Annotated in this window: 19 protein-coding genes and 1 pseudogene; 13 read left to right on the top strand and 7 right to left on the bottom strand. The window is 46.5% G+C overall.

All coding sequences use genetic code 11. From position 1 onward, the window contains the following. The first annotated feature begins 23 nt into the window (after nucleotides 1-23). Complete coding sequence (gene sufB / locus HPY28_RS22210) at nucleotides 24-1421, top strand: Fe-S cluster assembly protein SufB (protein ID WP_017251432.1); 1398 nt, start codon at nucleotides 24-26, stop codon at nucleotides 1419-1421. An 82-nt stretch (nucleotides 1422-1503) separates the two neighbouring features. Here the strand turns inward: sufB and HPY28_RS22205 are convergent, their stop codons facing one another. From HPY28_RS22205 to HPY28_RS22195, 4 genes and pseudogenes are all read right to left on the bottom strand, one after another. Next, nucleotides 1504-2667: a tyrosine-type recombinase/integrase gene (locus HPY28_RS22205; RefSeq protein WP_174225598.1), complete on the bottom strand. Its 1164-nt coding sequence runs from the start codon at nucleotides 2665-2667 to the stop codon at nucleotides 1504-1506. Between the two features lie 76 nt (nucleotides 2668-2743). After that, nucleotides 2744-3151, bottom strand: a complete 408-nt coding sequence (locus HPY28_RS22200) for an ImmA/IrrE family metallo-endopeptidase (protein ID WP_174231427.1) — start codon at nucleotides 3149-3151, stop codon at nucleotides 2744-2746. A 24-nt stretch (nucleotides 3152-3175) separates the two neighbouring features. Further along, nucleotides 3176-3292 (bottom strand): annotated as a pseudogene (locus HPY28_RS30550) (helix-turn-helix domain-containing protein); the annotation flags it as partial. A gap of 126 nt (nucleotides 3293-3418) precedes the next feature. Next, on the bottom strand, nucleotides 3419-3613 hold the full coding sequence (locus HPY28_RS22195; RefSeq protein ID WP_012685646.1) for a tautomerase family protein: 195 nt from the start codon (nucleotides 3611-3613) through the stop codon (nucleotides 3419-3421). A gap of 131 nt (nucleotides 3614-3744) precedes the next feature. Between HPY28_RS22195 and HPY28_RS22190 the strand changes: the two genes are divergently transcribed. The 8 genes from HPY28_RS22190 (at nucleotide 3745) to HPY28_RS22155 (ending at nucleotide 9183) form a co-directional block, all read left to right on the top strand. Then, nucleotides 3745-4038: a hypothetical protein gene (locus tag HPY28_RS22190; RefSeq protein WP_174225596.1), complete on the top strand. Its 294-nt coding sequence runs from the start codon at nucleotides 3745-3747 to the stop codon at nucleotides 4036-4038. 231 nt (nucleotides 4039-4269) lie between these two features. Continuing rightward, nucleotides 4270-4845 (top strand): hypothetical protein, encoded by a 576-nt coding sequence (locus HPY28_RS22185; RefSeq protein ID WP_173622916.1) that lies wholly within the window; start codon nucleotides 4270-4272, stop codon nucleotides 4843-4845. Between the two features lie 62 nt (nucleotides 4846-4907). Then, on the top strand, nucleotides 4908-5258 hold the full coding sequence (locus HPY28_RS22180; protein WP_017251425.1) for a YolD-like family protein: 351 nt from the start codon (nucleotides 4908-4910) through the stop codon (nucleotides 5256-5258). A gap of 170 nt (nucleotides 5259-5428) precedes the next feature. Continuing rightward, nucleotides 5429-6019: a hypothetical protein gene (locus tag HPY28_RS22175; RefSeq protein WP_174231426.1), complete on the top strand. Its 591-nt coding sequence runs from the start codon at nucleotides 5429-5431 to the stop codon at nucleotides 6017-6019. A 782-nt stretch (nucleotides 6020-6801) separates the two neighbouring features. After that, nucleotides 6802-6978 (top strand): hypothetical protein, encoded by a 177-nt coding sequence (locus tag HPY28_RS22170; protein WP_017251423.1) that lies wholly within the window; start codon nucleotides 6802-6804, stop codon nucleotides 6976-6978. A gap of 733 nt (nucleotides 6979-7711) precedes the next feature. Then, nucleotides 7712-7894 carry a hypothetical protein gene (locus tag HPY28_RS22165; RefSeq protein ID WP_174231425.1) on the top strand — a complete coding sequence of 61 codons (183 nt, stop codon included), beginning with the start codon at nucleotides 7712-7714 and terminating at the stop codon, nucleotides 7892-7894. A 271-nt stretch (nucleotides 7895-8165) separates the two neighbouring features. Further along, a complete protein-coding gene (locus HPY28_RS22160; protein WP_174231424.1) occupies nucleotides 8166-8702 on the top strand; it encodes a suppressor of fused domain protein in 537 nt (178 codons plus the stop codon). 16 nt (nucleotides 8703-8718) lie between these two features. After that, nucleotides 8719-9183, top strand: a complete 465-nt coding sequence (locus HPY28_RS22155; RefSeq protein ID WP_026043313.1) for an NUDIX domain-containing protein — start codon at nucleotides 8719-8721, stop codon at nucleotides 9181-9183. A gap of 51 nt (nucleotides 9184-9234) precedes the next feature. Here the strand turns inward: HPY28_RS22155 and HPY28_RS22150 are convergent, their stop codons facing one another. After that, a complete protein-coding gene (locus HPY28_RS22150; protein WP_174231423.1) occupies nucleotides 9235-10176 on the bottom strand; it encodes a DMT family transporter in 942 nt (313 codons plus the stop codon). A 146-nt stretch (nucleotides 10177-10322) separates the two neighbouring features. Here HPY28_RS22150 and HPY28_RS22145 point away from each other — a divergent pair, with 146 nt between their 5' ends. From HPY28_RS22145 to HPY28_RS22135, 3 genes are all read left to right on the top strand, one after another. Beyond that, a complete protein-coding gene (locus HPY28_RS22145; protein WP_174231422.1) occupies nucleotides 10323-11759 on the top strand; it encodes an aminotransferase-like domain-containing protein in 1437 nt (478 codons plus the stop codon). 87 nt (nucleotides 11760-11846) lie between these two features. Then, the gene (locus tag HPY28_RS22140) at nucleotides 11847-12386 is read left to right on the top strand and encodes an NfeD family membrane protein (RefSeq protein WP_017251414.1); all 540 of its coding nucleotides are present in this window, start codon (nucleotides 11847-11849) and stop codon (nucleotides 12384-12386) included. After that, the gene (locus tag HPY28_RS22135) at nucleotides 12386-13927 is read left to right on the top strand and encodes a flotillin lipid rafts scaffold protein FloT (RefSeq protein ID WP_017251413.1); all 1542 of its coding nucleotides are present in this window, start codon (nucleotides 12386-12388) and stop codon (nucleotides 13925-13927) included. Before HPY28_RS22140 ends, HPY28_RS22135 begins: the two co-directional genes overlap by 1 nt. Nucleotides 13928-13989: 62 nt before the next feature. On the opposite strand, the gene HPY28_RS22130 is transcribed toward HPY28_RS22135, so the two are convergent. Then, a complete protein-coding gene (locus HPY28_RS22130) occupies nucleotides 13990-14742 on the bottom strand; it encodes a polysaccharide deacetylase family protein (protein ID WP_017251412.1) in 753 nt (250 codons plus the stop codon). A gap of 188 nt (nucleotides 14743-14930) precedes the next feature. Here HPY28_RS22130 and HPY28_RS22125 point away from each other — a divergent pair, with 188 nt between their 5' ends. Beyond that, a complete protein-coding gene (locus HPY28_RS22125) occupies nucleotides 14931-16334 on the top strand; it encodes an aspartate kinase (RefSeq protein WP_174231421.1) in 1404 nt (467 codons plus the stop codon). Here HPY28_RS22125 and HPY28_RS22120 read toward each other — a convergent pair. Further along, nucleotides 16265-16771, bottom strand: coding sequence for a M67 family metallopeptidase (locus tag HPY28_RS22120; RefSeq protein ID WP_174225590.1), 507 nt, complete (start codon nucleotides 16769-16771; stop codon nucleotides 16265-16267). The two genes, HPY28_RS22125 and HPY28_RS22120, sit on opposite strands and share 70 nt — an antisense overlap. Nucleotides 16772-16812 lie beyond the last annotated feature (41 nt).

Raw genomic sequence — 16812 nt, 5'->3', positions numbered from 1 at the left:
TGAACACGAAGGAGTGAGCAACGATGGCTGTTAAAGGCCCAGAAATACAGGAGTATCAGTACGGTTTCCACGATAAAGACGTTTCCGTATTCCGTACGAAAAAGGGTTTGACCCGCGAGATCGTCGAAGAAATTTCGAAGATCAAGGATGAGCCAGCTTGGATGCTGGAATTCCGTTTGAAATCGCTGGACATCTTCAACAGCATGCCGATGCCAAAATGGGGCGGCGACCTGGATGACCTCGATTTTGACAGCATCACCTACTACGTAAAGCCATCTGAAAAGCAAGGCCGTAGCTGGGATGAGGTACCAGAAGAAATCAAGGCAACCTTCGATAAGCTGGGTATTCCAGAAGCTGAGCAAAAATTCCTAGCTGGTGTATCTGCTCAGTACGAATCTGAGGTTGTTTACCACAACATGCAGGAAGACCTGGAAAAACTGGGCGTTCTCTTCTGCGACATGGATTCCGCAGTAAAACTGCACCCAGAAATCGTGAAGGAATATTTCGCGACAGTGATTCCTCCAGCAGATAACAAGTTTTCTGCACTGAACTCGGCAGTATGGTCCGGTGGCTCCTTCATTTACGTTCCAAAAGGCGTAAAAGTGGAAACTCCGCTGCAAGCATACTTCCGCATCAACTCCGAGAACATGGGTCAATTCGAGCGTACGCTGATCATCGCGGATGAAGATTCCTTCGTTCACTATGTAGAGGGCTGTACAGCTCCAATCTACAGCACGGATTCCTTGCACTCTGCTGTTGTAGAAATCATTGTAAAAGAACGCGCTCGTTGCCGTTACACCACGATCCAAAACTGGTCCAACAACGTATACAACCTCGTTACCAAACGTGCGGTTGCTTACGCGGATGCGAACATGGAATGGATCGATGGTAACATCGGTTCCAAGCTGACGATGAAATACCCAGCAGTTATCATGAAAGGACCTCGCGCAAAAGGTACTGTTCTTTCCATCGCAGTAGCAGGAAAAGGACAACACCAAGACGCAGGTGCGAAAATGATTCACCTGGCGCCAGATTGCACATCGACGATCATTTCCAAGTCGATCTCACGTGATGGCGGAAAAGTAACCTACCGTGGTCTGTCCCAGTTTGGACGCAAATCGGAAGGCTCCAAGTCCAACATCAAGTGCGATACGCTGATTCTGGATAAACTGTCCACGTCCGACACGATCCCGTACAACGAGATCATGAACGACAGCATCACGCTTGAGCACGAAGCGACTGTATCCAAAGTATCCGAGGATCAGCTCTTCTACCTGATGAGCCGCGGTTTGTCAGAAGCAGAAGCTACTGAAATGATCGTAATGGGCTTCATCGAGCCATTCACGAAAGAGTTGCCGATGGAATACGCGGTAGAGATGAACCGTCTCATTAAGTTTGAGATGGAAGGCAGTATCGGGTAGGAAACTATAAAACGTTGTTGTCCCAACGTTTTATAAGTGGAATACGAAGTAAGAAAAACAATCGTGCCGATTTCGTGCCGATTCAAATTGTTCTTTTGGTGTAGGAGGCGAACTTTTTAAGTTCGTCTTCTTCAATTTTTTCGGTGATGGACAGATATGTGTCGGCGGTCGTTTTGATCGTCTTATGTCCAAGTCGCTTTGATACATATACTAGACTGGCTCCAGACTCGAGCAATAGGACGGAGTGAGTGTGTCGAAACCCATGGGTACCCTTGTACTCTACTCCTGCTTTTTCACAATACTCCTGAATCGATTCACGTATTGTCGAGGGCGTTAAATAGTTCCCTAGGTAGTTTTGAAAAATAATTTGATCCTCGTTTTGACGAAATGTTTTACTTCCAAGAATAAGCTCGTTTTGTTTCGCTTTGAACTTTTTAAGTTCTTTTAAGAGATCATCTTCCAGGCCGATTGTGCGATAAGATGACGTATTTTTAAGAGTGGTCAGTTTCACGTTGTTATTATCGTCTCTACTCGTTTGGCGTTCCACTGTGAGTTGATTACCATTAATGTCAGTCCATCGCAAGGCCAGAGCTTCACTGATGCGTAATCCGGTTCGGCTCAAAAAGTACATGAGCATATAGTAAAGCGGGTATCCTTCAAAGCGCTGGTGCTTATAATTTTTCATGAAATCTAACAGTGTGTTCAGCTCTTGAAGTGAGAAATACTTAATCTTCTTTTTTTCTGCTGTCGAGTCCTTCACTGGCACCTTTAGGCGATCTGCCGGGCTCTTCTCCAATACTTCTAACTCGTGAACAGCGTAATGAAAAATGCTTTTCATCACGGACAGGTATTTCAGACAAGATCCGAGTGAATATTTTGGGCGGCCACTTTTGTCAGTTTCGTCCACATAATCTTGTATCCATTTCTTAATGTCTGCCCGTCTTATCTTCATAATTCTTTTGTTTTCAAATTCTGGCTTAATGTGCAATCGAATAATAACTTCGATTTGCCTAAAAGTCGATTCTTTCAGCTCGTTCTTTTTATGGGCCAACCAGCTATCTACTACCTCATCAAACATCCTATTGCGATCGTTTAAGGTCTGCCCGTAGTAAATCCGTTCTTCCACTTTTGCTGCTTCGATTTCCGCTTTTTTTTTCGTTCGATAGGTCCCAATGCTGAATTCATTCCCATCACGAGACACCCTTGCTTGCCACTTACCACTAGGGAGTTTTCGAAATGTCGCCATTACAATTCTCCTTTCCTGGAACGTTTGTTCGGTTTTAGGTATATAGTAAACAGCCTTGCGGCTGGGAAGCGCAAAGTTACTCAAATAGCTCTAAAACGCCTAGTGGTTCAAAGATGACCGTAGATAGACCAACCTTTACATGAGTACCATACTTTTCGATGTACCAATTAATAGCGGAGTCTAGGAATTCCTCCGTTACGCCAAGATGCTCAGCGAGTTCGAATCGATTTTTGACACCTTGTTTATGGGCTTGAATAAAGGCATTGAGGGGAATAAGTTTCTCATATCCCCAGCATCTTGCCCGTTTCTCTTGTTTCCGATTGACGATTTTCGTTTGATCTAAGATATTTCCAGAAGATGTGTGGTGGTGCCCAAGTTCTTCGGCTAATACACAAACTTTTTCCACGTTGGTTGAAATAAATTTATTAATTGCAATTACATTGTTGTTGTATAGATGTCTAGTCCCTGGTGTACGGCCTCCCAAGTTAGTTCCTCGTAGGTCATTCCGTCACTCCTGCTGTTTTCTCTTTAGTTTCACAAACTCTTTAAAGCGCTCAATTTCCTCAAGTTCTTCCTCGGTCCAATCTTCTCCATCATGATGGGCTGCAATTGTTTCCATTTCATCTAGTTTGGCTTGTGCAAGTGATTCAGCCGTAATCCCTAATACGTTACAGAACGTTCAACCCTTAGTTTTACAAAATGTGTAATAAAAAAAGTCCCAGTATCAAACTGGAACTTTTACGAAACATGCTTAAAGTTTTCTGAAATCATCAGTGAGTATGCCCGCATACCCCCAGTTTTCATCGTCAATCTCTTCAATAACGATGTGAGTATGTTCAGGCTTTTTGCCAAGAACATTAACAAGAGTTTCAGTGAACTCTTTCACAATCTGAGCTTTTTGATCACGTGTTGCACCTTTTGTAATTTGAAGGTTGATATATGGCATTTGTTCACATCTCCAATCAGGTTCTTTTATAACGTAGACGGACAAAGTAGCAAATAGTTTCAATCATATTACAGTTTGAGTGACAGGGATTTTTAACTTAATAGTTAGGGAGAGAAGGAGGAGGGGCGAGGGTGAAAAAATATCGGGTGGATACTCAATCCTGGGGAAGTAAGGAATTTGATGATATCGACAAGGCAGAGGCTTGCTATGAATATACAAAAGATCGGCAAATGTCAGAAGGTATCGACGAAAGCAGCTTTGTCGAACTGGTTTGTAGCGAAGATGATTTTGAAGACTATGTCGTGATCAAAAGAGCGGTCGCTATTGAAGATGTGGAAAGAATGACGAAGTGCACGCCAAAAGAAGAAGGTTATGAATGGGATTATTGGGCCAAATGGCAAGAAGTCGATTTATCACAACGGTAAGGGGGAATAGTGATGAAATGTACGTTTTGTGATCATGATATCGAAGCGGACAAGCCCGAATGGATATTGATAAGCAAGAAACCCTCTGTTGATCACTTTTGCTGCTTGGGATGTATGTCGGGGCATGTAGACGAATTAACAATAGAGGCAGAAGAGAAACATGGAGTTATTAATTAAATTGAGGAAGCTGGCGACAGCATTCATGTTACTAGAAAAGAGTAGGTGGTGTAGGTGAAAGATAAGCTGATCGAACGAGTATGTGAAAAGTGCCCCGCTACACAATGGGGAAAGAAGTCGATCTGTAGTGTCCACAACCTCCACGTTGGTAAAATCGAAACCTGCCCGGAGTGGGACGAGTATATTGTAAGCCAGCGAGGATTGAAGTATCACGATGGACAGACCGCTTTCGCGGACCTGGAACCAGCAATGGAATGGTTGCAACGAACAGAAGAAGAGCTGAGGGACTATCCCTTCATGCTACGCGAAATAGACCGTCTGAAAGGATATCTGAAAGACGCTGGAGAGGGCACAGTTGGCGCATACGGAATTGACGCTTTTCAGCCAAAAGGAAAGGGAAAGAACGGCGATAAAACCCACGCCGAGGTTGTAAGAAGGGAAAGAAAGTGGAAGCGCCTGTCGAAGCTACAGGAAATTGTGGAACGTATTGATCAGGCAGTGGAATGTATCACAGACGAAAAGGAAAAGACAGTTTTGGATGCAATTATGGACGGAGAGAAAAATAACTTCATAGCCCGACAGATCGGAGTGAGTAGGCAGCGTTACTACGAGATCAAACGTATTGAGTAGCATAGGTCAGAGCCTGATAAGATGGAAGTGTTTGAAACTTGGGAGAGGGATGGTGCGTTGAAATGGCCTCTAAGATAGAAAATCCTTTTTCAAGTCGTTTTGTGCTGCCGGAGCAACGTGAACTATACTTACAAATGAAAGAAGACGATAAACTCGTGCCCATGCCGATCCTTGAACAAGACGAGCTTGAATCGCTCCAGTACATCATAAGGGATGCAGCTCGGGAGGATTATGCTGTTACCCTTTCTTGGTGGAAGCAAGTGAAAGGTAGCCTGGGAACAACATGCATGATGTGGGGCGTGGTCAAGTGGATTGACCAAAACGCCAGGAGAATTAAGCTTGTGACCGATGAAGATAGTCAGTGGATCAATATGGATCACATCACGGATGTAAAAGCGGTAACGGGGTCGTAAATTAAGTACCATTAGTATATTGCTTTAGGATGACTCCAAAAGAATTGAATCCTTAACGATAAAGCCACCGGCAGAGAAATTTACCGGAGGCTTTTTGTCGATAAATCTTGTCCCATGTATGATTATGGCTTATGGTGAGGGTGACTACCAAAATTAGGGAGATTTTACCAGTGAGAAGAGCATCAATTCTTGCATTGTCATTAGGCATCGTGTTAAGTGGCTGCGGTACAACGCCAGAGAATAACACGCCAGCTCCATCAGCCACAACTACCTCATCTGCACCAGCCCCTGCTTCTGAACAGAAAACTATGTCAGCCGAGGAAGTGAGTAGATTTAAGGAGTACGCTCCGAACTTAAAGGGTGGGCCATTTATTACCCAGGCAGAGATTGTTAACCAAAACGAGGCGGTAATCACCTATGCAGACTTTGCAACTTTGAAAAAGACTAAACCTGGAACCGGAATGACAGAAGCAGATGCAAAGAACTATTGGGAGTCTGGAGACGCGATCAACAAAGCCTTGATGGAAGAGCCGATCCGATTGCTAAAGGAATTCCCTGAACTGCAAAAGGTGAAGGTAACACTGAATCATGGAAAAAAATATACCACTGAGATTGATAGGGCGACTATCGAGGATTATTTGAAGGTAAACCTTGCTGAAACTAAAACTGATAAAGACAAGTGGCGGAATGAAATTGTGAACAAGTTTTTCACCAAGGAAGAACGCGCAAAATACATTGAAAAATTTGTGAAGGCGGAGTAAAAAGGAAAGCCCTAGAACATAATCTCTAGGACTCTCTAACGTGCCGATTTTGTGCCGACTTAAGATGAAAAGTAATGAATTGTTTTGATGAGTCAACATTTCTGAGATAGCGTAAATCAATGTTTTCCTGATGAGTTGCAACGCTATGAAATTAATCAGTATTCAAGTTCGAGATGGAAGGCTCTATTGGATAATCGTTTCGATAACGTGTAAAAACGTGTCTGATTTGTTCAGACACGTTTTTTTATTGCTCCCGTAGACTGCGTGGTAATGTCTAAGTGCATGAGGGGAAAGGAAGGGGATACCTTCTCTTTTTCAAAGCTCTTTGAAGTGTTCTCGTACTTCATTTGTGCAGAGCCAGTGCATCATTTTGATTAATCTTATGCCGACGCTTATTGCGGTGCTGATTTGAGTGGGTAAACATGTTTTGACGAAACGAGAGCAACCCAAAAATATCAATAGGACAATTCTCTTCGCTCGTGACAAAATAACGTCTGCTGCACAGGCCCAATTAATTTAAATCACTCGTCACTTTTGCCAAAGTACGTAAAAACACACCAAATTCCAATAACTAAATAGAGGAAACCAAACAATCCGTTTGCCACACTCGTTAACAATAAATATAGGCCTATCAAGCAAATGATAATTGAACCTGTCTTTTGCAAAGTTGTTTTTTTCATAATACTCACCTATGGAAACAAATTTACAAAAAATGTATCACGAAATTTGTTGATTTACAAATTTCCAAATGAAGTGCCACGGCTATCCAGGCAGTCTGAAAGATGTACAGATACATTTTGATTTATGTTGATCCGTCGCACAGCAAGGAAAACATGAGAACTGGAGGAAAAACAGTAGAACGGGAAAATAGAAAGCCCGACCATTGGATCGGGCAAAAGAAATCCTTCTATGATGCTATCCAATCGATGACAAATGAAATGGACATCAATACGATGTGAGTGTATTCCTGAAACTTTTTAAACACGGGAACACCTCCAAAAATGTTTCCTAAATCGTACCATATCAAAGTCGTAATGATCGAGTCAGTTTAACTTATGACGCTGTTTTAATAATGAGTATAGAAAGATGAGCAGACATCCACTAAGACTTACACAGCTCATCAATGTATCGTATGGATGGTAATTGTACTTCAAATCTCGAATTGTGTTGTCACCCCATAATAGGATGGGGATTACAAGAAAATAATGCAATTTTGTATCATCAACAAACCTGATATAGACAAGAGAAAGGATAGTAGAAATGCTGAAAATCTCAAGGAAATCTTGCATTTCATCGAATGAAATTGTTACCGGAATGTCACTTGCAAGAATCATTTGCTTACACCAAAGAAGAAAGAACCAGCCAGTTGCTAAAGTACCCACTGTGAGCTTTAAAAATAATTTCATAGATAAATTACTCCCTGTATTCAAGTTGATATGTAAGAATTGTGAGGAAATCGCACCATTAGTTTAGTTCATGGATTACTCATAGTGAGGGGATGGAGGGTCAAAGTAATATACTAATTCGACAATCCCCCAAAAAAGGATGAATGTGAACAGTACGTATAGCCATCTTTTACGAAGTGACTGGGAATTTACGATAAGCCCCCAACTAAGTAGGGGGAGTGCTATCAATATGATGGATACGAAGTCGGTCATGCGCAATTCACTCCTTACACGTTTTATTACGTAAATGGAGAATATTGGTTACTTTTTCGATACGGTCAATGAGAACGGAGAAATCATCGGGCTTGCGCCGGGTGTGACCGTCATTTCAGCCAAATATGCCGGAAAAATATCCGAGCTGACAGTCTATGAGGGCGGTGCAGAGCTGATGAGTCGACTTTCCATTAGTAATACTATGGAAAAAGCATGACGATTTCGGTGAAAGTCACGAAATAAACAAGAACAGTGCCCTTGGGATAACCGAGGGCTTTTTTGTACGTGTTCAAACATGTACATTCGCTTCACACAATGATAAAATGTTCGTATATACAAGAAAATGCTGCCCAACATCATCGAAGTATGCCTACGTATCCAGGCATGCTTTTTTCGGGCGAGCACAACCATTTCACAAAGATGCAGTTGCTCTTCTATGAGCAGGCAGCCGTAGAGGTTTTCATACTTTTTGGAGCGGGGTTGCACATATGATAGTGGTAAAGCAATTAATGGATCATTGCCACCGCTTTTTTGGGAGTCAAGGTGAGCTGTATCAATCCGAGGATGCGGATATCCTGATTGCCGTCTATCCGGCTACACGCAATCGAGGTTGGTGGACGTATGCCACACTTGAGCTGCACAAGATGGGGGCAACGGAGTACCTCGTCTATTCTTATCAGTTTGAGCAGAGAATGATTTCGCATTTGGCGAGAGTAGCGGCCCAGGTAATTCGTCAGTGGGAGAGTCAAACGACCCGCATGGAGTCTGGGAGCATCTTTTCGCTCGGGGATACAATCGTGGAAAAATCGGTTTTGAATCATATGGTATTGACCCCTGCCTATTATGAAGAGGCTGGACTTGAATATTATACAAACGGCAAGGACGTAATCAGGTTCATGATGCTTCATGCAATCGCGGATTCTGAAGCAAAGTTTTTGGAACAATATGGACTTATGGCATTACAGGAATGGTTAGCGCACTCCGGTGTCGATTCCCTGAATGTTACGCGTACGCCTGCCATCTGAGAAGGGAGCGAGCGAAATGTCAGCGATTCGCTTGAGAGTCACCGTAGTAGTGGAACACGAAGGGAAAGTCCTCCTCATCCGTGAGCAGACACAACGAGGCATCTTTTACAACCTGCCAGGGGGAATCGTAGAATATTTAGAAGCGATTCCAGATGCGGCGAAAAGAGAAGTGATGGAAGAGACCGGACTCCTCGTGGAAATGGAGCGATTGATCTGGATAGACGACCGGATCGATCAGGAAGGGAACGGCAAGCATACAGTCGGAGTGGGAGTTCTGGCGAAGCTCATCGGTGAAGAGACGAACCCTACGCCGGGCGGTATCGTCGACGAAGAAATCGAATGGGCTGGCTGGGTCACGCTAGACGAGTGGAAGCAACTGCCGAACGACCACAAGACACGCCCGGATCAAGTCAAGCAAGTCTTGTCTGACCCCACTTATCAACCGATGTACCTGGGAAATATGTTTAGCCGAGCAGAATAAAAACGAAAGACACCGCCCTTTTCCTAGTGAAGAGGAGCGGTGTTTTTTTACTTACGCTTTTTGCTGAACGGAAGCCTTTCTTCCTTTTGCGACAGCCAACACGACAATGATAGCCGAAAGAACAGCGCCAAGTGTCAATGGCTCGGACAGGAGGAGCCAGGCTGCGATGATTGATAAAAAGGGTTGAAGGTATTGAATTTGACTGACCTTGGAGACGCCGCCGATTGCCAGTCCGTGATACCAGGCGAAAAAACCGAGAAACATACTGATTACGCTAATATAGCCAAAACCGATCCAGACAGGCCAAGTGGCTTGTTTTAATTCAGCGAGCAGAGGACCGGCGAGCGGAACGACGAGAAAAGGAAAGGCAAAGATCAACGACCAACTGATGACCTGCCAACCGCCCATTGGCTTGGAGAGCTCACCGCCAACCGCGTATCCGATCGCCGCACTGATGACCGCCCCGAGCAAGGCGAGATCCGCCCATTGGAGGGCACCAAAGCCAGAACTGATCGCGTAGGCGAGAATCGTTACACAGGCGATCGCACTAGAAATCCAATACTTTCGGGTAGGGCGTTCTCCTGAAAAAAATATAGCTGCGCCTGCCGTAGCCAATGGCAATAGTGCAATGATGACTGCGCCGTGCGTAGCAGGCACTCTCTCCATTGCCCATGACGAGAAAAACGGGAAGCCCGCTACTACGCCAGCAGATACAAGCAACAGTTTCTTGGTCTCTTGCCAGGTAGGAAACGGTACTCGTTTGATGCTGAGTACCAAAGCCGCTAGTACTGCTGCGATCAACGCTCGTCCCAACCCTGCCGAGAGGGGAGAGAGCACGGTAACAACCACCTTCGTTACAGGCAAGGTCAAGCTGAAGCTAAGTACCCCGATGAAGCCATACAGCAAGCCCGTTTTCTCTGTATGTAGCTGCTTAGGAGTAGTTGACTGCTCTTTTTGTACGTCCTGCTTCTCGATCGGAAGCTGTCCGCTCATCCGAATCCCATCCTTTGTCGAAGTAAAGTTTCTGTTGTTCCATCTTAGAGGCGACCAAGCATAAACGGTAGAGCCAATTGGCAGCAGGAGCAGTAAGCCAATTTGTCGAAAGGGAGGAAAACAGCAAGTATGGGGGACGGATAGGGATGGAATGGAAGCCGGACAAAGACGCAGGAGTTCCGATCTATATGCAAATCGCCAAAGAGCTGGAAAGACAGATTGTATTGGGAGTGCTGCCCCCTGGTACATCTCTGCCGCCAGAAAGAGTGTTGGCACGGCGCTTTGGCGTCAATCGTGGGACGGTATCGGCAGCGTATGAAGAATTGCGGGCCAAAGGTATATTACAATCGTGGCAAGGGAGCGGTACTTGGGTCAGTCGTGATCTATGGGGCGTCAAACAGATGCCAAACTGGTATACCTACACAAATGGTGGGGCATTCTTGCCAGCTTATCCACTCGCGAAACGAATACAGGATGCATGCTTCGATTCCTCGATTATCAATCTGGCAAAGGCAGAATTGGCGACGACGATGATCCCGTCATTGATCCCAACTACGGAGGGGGAAAAAAACGAGATCAAGCTTGAGCTGGGTTACGCGCATCCAAAGGGGGAGCCGCGTCTGCGTGAGGCACTAGCTGTGCATTTGCACGAAAACTACGGCATTCACGCTTCTCCCGACGAAATTTTGGTGACGTCAGGAGCGCAGCAAGCACTGCATCTTATTACACTATGTCTCTTGAATCCCGGAGACGCAATCGCAATGGAGGGACCCTCTTATTCGTATTCTCTTCCCTTATTCAGTTCAGCTGGCCTGCGTTTATTTCGCTTGCCGATGGATGAGGACGGTATTGTACCCGAGGCTGTCTACGATTTGCAGCGAGAACATCGCATTCGCATGGTTTTCGCGAACCCGACCTATCATAATCCAACCGGGACGATATTAAGCGAGGCAAGGCGAGCCCAGTTGCTCGATATTTGTCAGGAGCTGCGCTTGCCACTTGTAGAGGATGACGCTTACGGCGCACTGACACTGGCTGGAAGCCCTAGACCTCCCAAGCCGATCAAAGCCATCGACAAGACAGGTGCTGTTCTGTATGTCGGGAGCCTTTCGAAAACGATTGCGCCAGGCTTACGGATTGGCTGGCTGGTAGGAACAAGATCTGTCGTAGAAAGACTAGCCGATGCCAAGCAGCAAATGGACTTTGGCACGAGCAGCGTCTCCCAGCAATTCGCTCGGCAATTTGTTGAGCGAGCCAGCTGGATCAATCAGCAGGAGCGAATGTCTCGTTACTTGTTGGAACAGCAACAAGCGATGATACGTGCTATGCACAATCATCTCACCGATTACGCCGTATGGAATGAGCCGGGTGGCAGCTATCATATTTGGTGTCGGTTGCTTGCTCCCAGGGACGAAAAGGAATTGCTAGATGATGCGATTAGGGAAGGTGTCGTATTTACACCTGGTAGCGTCTATGGAGCGGAAGCGGGCTGGCTGCGACTGACCTATTCGTGGGAATGCCCGGAAAATATCGAGGAAGGAATACGCCGTATCCAAAGAGTCCTTCAGCAGAAAAAGCGATAAGAAAAGGGATTATTTCCTTATTTATGAAACTAATTCCCATCTGACTCGTATGCACTATAGAGGCAATTTTAGAAAGGGGGGACAGTCGTGGGCGTACTTGAAACCGTCTACATGGTCTGCCTTGTACTTGGTCTAATCTACACGGTCATCTCGCTGTTGTTTGGCGATACGCTCTCGGATTGGCTGGGACATCTGCATCTGCCTTTTGCACAGCCCATTTTGTTGGTCAGTGGCATGACTGCCTTTGGTGGAGCGGGGTATTTGCTATCTCGATACACTTCTCTTGGTACGCTTGTCGTGTTGATGCTGGCTGCAGTCATTGGCATCGCTTTGGCTTTTGTCTCATACTTCCTGTGGGTAAAGCCGATGAGCCATGCGGAAAATTCCACGAGCTATTCCATGAGTCAACTAGGAGGAAAGCTGGGGGAAGTCGGGACAACGATCCCAGCAGAAGGACTGGGAGAAGTGCTGCTGCCGATGATTAGTGGAACGACTTACCATATGGCGGCGAGTCTTGAGGGCGAGATTATCCCGCAAGGAACCCGTGTCGTCGTGGTCGAGGTGCGTGACCATGTCTTGTATGTGATCCCCTTTTACACTGAATCTGGCGAAGGAGATGAGAAGTGATGGTAGATCCTGGTGTTTTGACGATAGTAGGTGTTGTCGTCGCAGTCTTTCTCGTTTTGGGTATTGCCTTTTGGGCCCGTTACAAAACAGTGGGTGCAGATGAAGCCATGATCGTGACGGGTAGCTATCTCGGCTCGAAAAATGTACTAAGTGACGAATCCGGCCGCAAAATGAAGATCGTCCGCGGAGGCGGCGCATTTATCCTCCCTATTTTTCAACAAGCAAACTTTCTGAGTCTTCTGTCTCATAAGCTGGATGTATCGACGCCAGAGGTGTACACCGAGCAGGGCGTTCCTGTCATGGCAGATGGCGTAGCGATCATCAAGGTAGGCGGCTCGATTGAAGATATCGCCACCGCATCCGAGCAATTTATGGGCAAGAGTGACGAGGCACTGCGCGGAGAGGCACAGGAGGTACTCGAAGGCTATTTGCGGGCAATCCTCGGCAGTATGACGGTAGAGGAAATTTACAAGAACCGTGAGCGATTCGCGCAAGAGGTGCAATCGGTAGCGACAAAGGATTTGAAGAAAATGGGGCTGTCCGTTGTCAGCTTCACGATCAAGGATGTCCGGGACAAAAACGGCTATTTAGCTGCCCTTGGAATACCGCAAATCGCTGCAGTGAAGCGCGATGCGACCATCTCGCAGGCTGATGCGGACAAAGAAGCGCGGATCAAGCAGGCACAGGCAGAGGAAGAGGCACGCAAGGCAGAGCTGTTGAAGGAAACAAACATTGCCGAAGCAGAAAAGGAAAAAGAGCTGAAGGTAGCGGCGTTTAAGCAAGAGCAGGACAAAGCGAAGGCGAGCGCGGACCAAGCCTACAAGCTGCAAGAAGCTGTCGCCAAACAGCAGGTTACAGAAGAAGAGATGAAGGTCGATCTCGTCCGCAAGCAGAAGGAAATCGAGCTGGAGGAAAAAGAAATTCTTCGCCGTGAAAAGCAATATGATGCGGAAGTGAAGAAAAAGGCCGACGCCGACCGCTACTCTGTGGAACAGGCGGCAGAAGCGGAAAAAGCGAAGAAGCTGAGAGAAGCAGACGCGATCAAGTACCGCATTGAAGCGGAAGCAAAAGCAAATGCGGAGCAGAAGCGTCTGGAAGGTTTGGCGATTGCCGAGGCTGAAAAAGCACGTGGTAGCGCTGAGGCAGAAGTCACGCGCCTCAAGCTCGAAGCCGAGGCAGAAGGGAAAGAGAAGCTGGCTGAAGCATTTGAAAAATTCGGTCATGCGGCTGTACTCGATATTATTGCGAAAATGCTCCCTGAGCTGGCTGAGAAAATTGCCGAGCCAATAAAGGCGATCGACAAGGTAACGATCGTGGATGCAGGAGGCGGTCAGGGAGATGGCGTCAATCGTCTGAGCGGGAATGTTACGAAGCTGATGGCCCAACTGCCAGAGATGCTGAAAGACGTATCTGGTTTGGATATGAATAAGATGATCGCAGACTTTATGCAAAAGGGTGGTACCGTACCCACACAGCAACAGCCTGTACCCGTAAAAGTTCAGGTAGAGACGGATTCTGTTTTGGAGAACGAAAACAAATAATCAAACTGATCAGAGGAGAAGTGCCCCTTTATAGTGAGGGGCACTTTTTCGTGGGAAGAAAATCAAGGATAGTCTACCTGCTTGGCACGCCCATATCCTCTCAACAATTCGCTGACCGTTACGAATTTATACCCTCTATTTTTCAGTTCAGGCAATATTTGCTCGAGGGCTTGTACGGTCTGTCTGCGATTGCCTCCGTAATCGTGAAATAGCACGATGTCTCCATTCCGCGCGTTGTTCAAAACCTTGTTGACGATTTTTTTTACACCGGGATCGCTCCAATCACGTGTGTCTTGATGCCACGACCACATGATCAGGAGAAAACCGGCTTGCTTCGCTGTATCGACGACTTTCTCGTCATAATATCCTCCCGGAGGACGAAAGAGGGTGGGACGAACCCCTGTTGCCGAATAAATGGTCTCCTGCGTTTTTTGCACCTCTTCTAATAGTCGATTCGCTGACAGCTTTCGAATATCTGGATGACTGTAAGTGTGATTGGCAATCTCATGTTGATCATTCACGAGAGATTTGACGATTTCCGGGTACTGGCTCACACGATTTCCTACGACAAAAAAGGTGGATTTCGCTTGATACTGCTTCAACAGCGCTGCAATCTGCGGAGTGTATACCTGGTCAGGACCATCGTCAAAGGTAAGGGCAATCACCTTGCTCTCTGTCGGCACTTCCCAAACGATATCTCCTCTTGTTTCGTAATACTCGCGATTTTTTTCCCGGATTGCATTGGCTGTCTCGCTGAAGGAAGGAGCAAGAATGACAGCTAGCAAAAGTGGGAAAAAGAGGATATGCTTTTTCATTCGTTCACCTCTTTATCAGAGACTTTCCTGCTAGGTAGCTGTACATGATGATGTACTCCCCGTTACTATGCGACAAATCTTGATGATTATTCCTGAATGTCCTCGGGGAAAAGACACTTGTTCTTTTTGTACGGATAATTTAAGCTAGTAAAAGCATAAGACGTGAGAGTTAGATGGAGGAATCGATCATGAAGGTAGCAAAATTTGGGGGAACATCACTGGCGAATGCCGAGCAAATAAAAAAAGTATGCCAAATTGCATTGGCGGATCGGGACAGACAATTCATTGTTGTATCGGCGCCTGGGAAACGACATAAGGAAGACACGAAGGTTACTGATTTGTTAATCGCATATGCTGAGCGATTTTTGGCTGGAGAGCCTACAGAGGAAGCGAAACAAGCAATATTCTTGCGCTATCAGGAGATTGTGGCAGGTCTCGGGCTTTCTGCCGAGATTGGTCAAGCGATTGAAGTGGAGCTCGGGGAGGTTCTGGCAAACAAGGAGGGCTTGTCCAAGGAAAGATTCATGGATGCGGTCAAAGCTGCGGGAGAGGATACATGCGCCAAAATTGTCGCTCGTTACTTGCAGAGCTTGGGCGAGGTCGCGACCTACATCAATCCAAAGGATGCAGGCATGCTGGTTACGGACGAAGCAAGCAATGCTCATATCCTCCCTGAAGCGTATGCCAAATTGGCAACATTGCGAGAGCGGGAGGGAATTGTCATTTTCCCTGGCTTCTTCGGCTATTCACGTTCCGGTGATCTGGTTACTTTTTCGCGCGGTGGCTCGGATATTACGGGATCGATTTTGGCTGCGGCGCTTCAGGCAGAGGTCTACGAGAATTTTACCGATGTCGATTCTGTGTATGTGGTCAATCCGAACCTGATTGCCGATCCGAAGAAGGTGACAGAGATTACGTACCGAGAGATGAGGGAGCTGTCTTATTCCGGTTTTAGTGTGTTTCACGAGGAAGCGTTGATTCCTGCGTATCAAGCAGATATACCTGTATGCATCAAGAATACGAATAATCCGTCTGCGCCTGGTACGATGATTGTGGCCGAGCGAGGATCTGCTACAAACAGAGTGTCGGGTATTGCAAGTGATAGCGGCTTTTGCAGCATTTACGTCAGCAAGTATTTGATGAACCGTGAAATTGGCTTTGGCCGCAAGCTGCTGCAAATTCTGGAGGAGGAGGAGCTTTCGTACGAGCATACTCCATCTGGAATTGATAACATTTCCGTCATTCTGCGAGAGCGCGATCTCACGGAAGAGAAGGAACAGCGGATTGTAGAACGCATCCGCCGAGAGCTGTTCGCTGATGATGTCGCTGTTCAGCATAGTCTTGCACTCGTCATGATTGTCGGGGAGGGCATGCGTCAATCTGTGGGGACAACAGCGAGAGCCACAGCTGCGTTGGCTGCTGCGAAAATCAATCTGGAAATGATCAATCAGGGGTCATCAGAAGTAAGCATGATGTTCGGGGTAAAAGCCGAAGAGGCAGATCGTGCTGTGATTGCTTTGTATCAAGAGTTTTTTGGAGCCGAGGAACCATTGGTTTCCTCATCGTCACAATCCACTTCTGTCAAAGTGTAGTCGCGTGCTGCAAATGAGCCGCAACTTCCATCCTGCACCCATTGATAGACACGCCATTCTGGCTGTTCGGATGCGAGTCCCACAATCCAATAGCTGAGCGTGGGATAATGCCACCCAGCTATGTCGCGTGTAGAAGGGATTGGCGGCGTATGGGGATGTGTATGCAAGACCCCCAACCATTGAAGATTGTGCTTGCGGATGTACTGCAAGGCTTGAAGAAATGTTTTCCCATCCCAAGCGAACACGTGCTTGTCGGGTGAGACGGGCATCGGTACACAGGCCGTAATCGTTGCTCCACGACCTGCGAGCAAAGCAGAATACTCATAAGGAAACGCCTCTTGTGCTTCGGCCAGGAGGCGTTTCGCTACTTTTTTCGTCAGGAATATTTTGTTATCCTTAATCGCAAAGGGTTCACCCAACCAAGCGGGATTTTTCATTCGGCTTCCGTCCTTCTTCTCTATTCGACCATGATTTGGAG

This window comes from Brevibacillus sp. HB1.2 (assembly GCF_013332495.1).
Classification (GTDB): Bacteria; Bacillota; Bacilli; order Brevibacillales; family Brevibacillaceae; genus Brevibacillus; species Brevibacillus porteri.
Note: the sequence above shows the minus strand (reverse complement) of the source record. Positions and strands in the feature narration are given on the sequence as shown.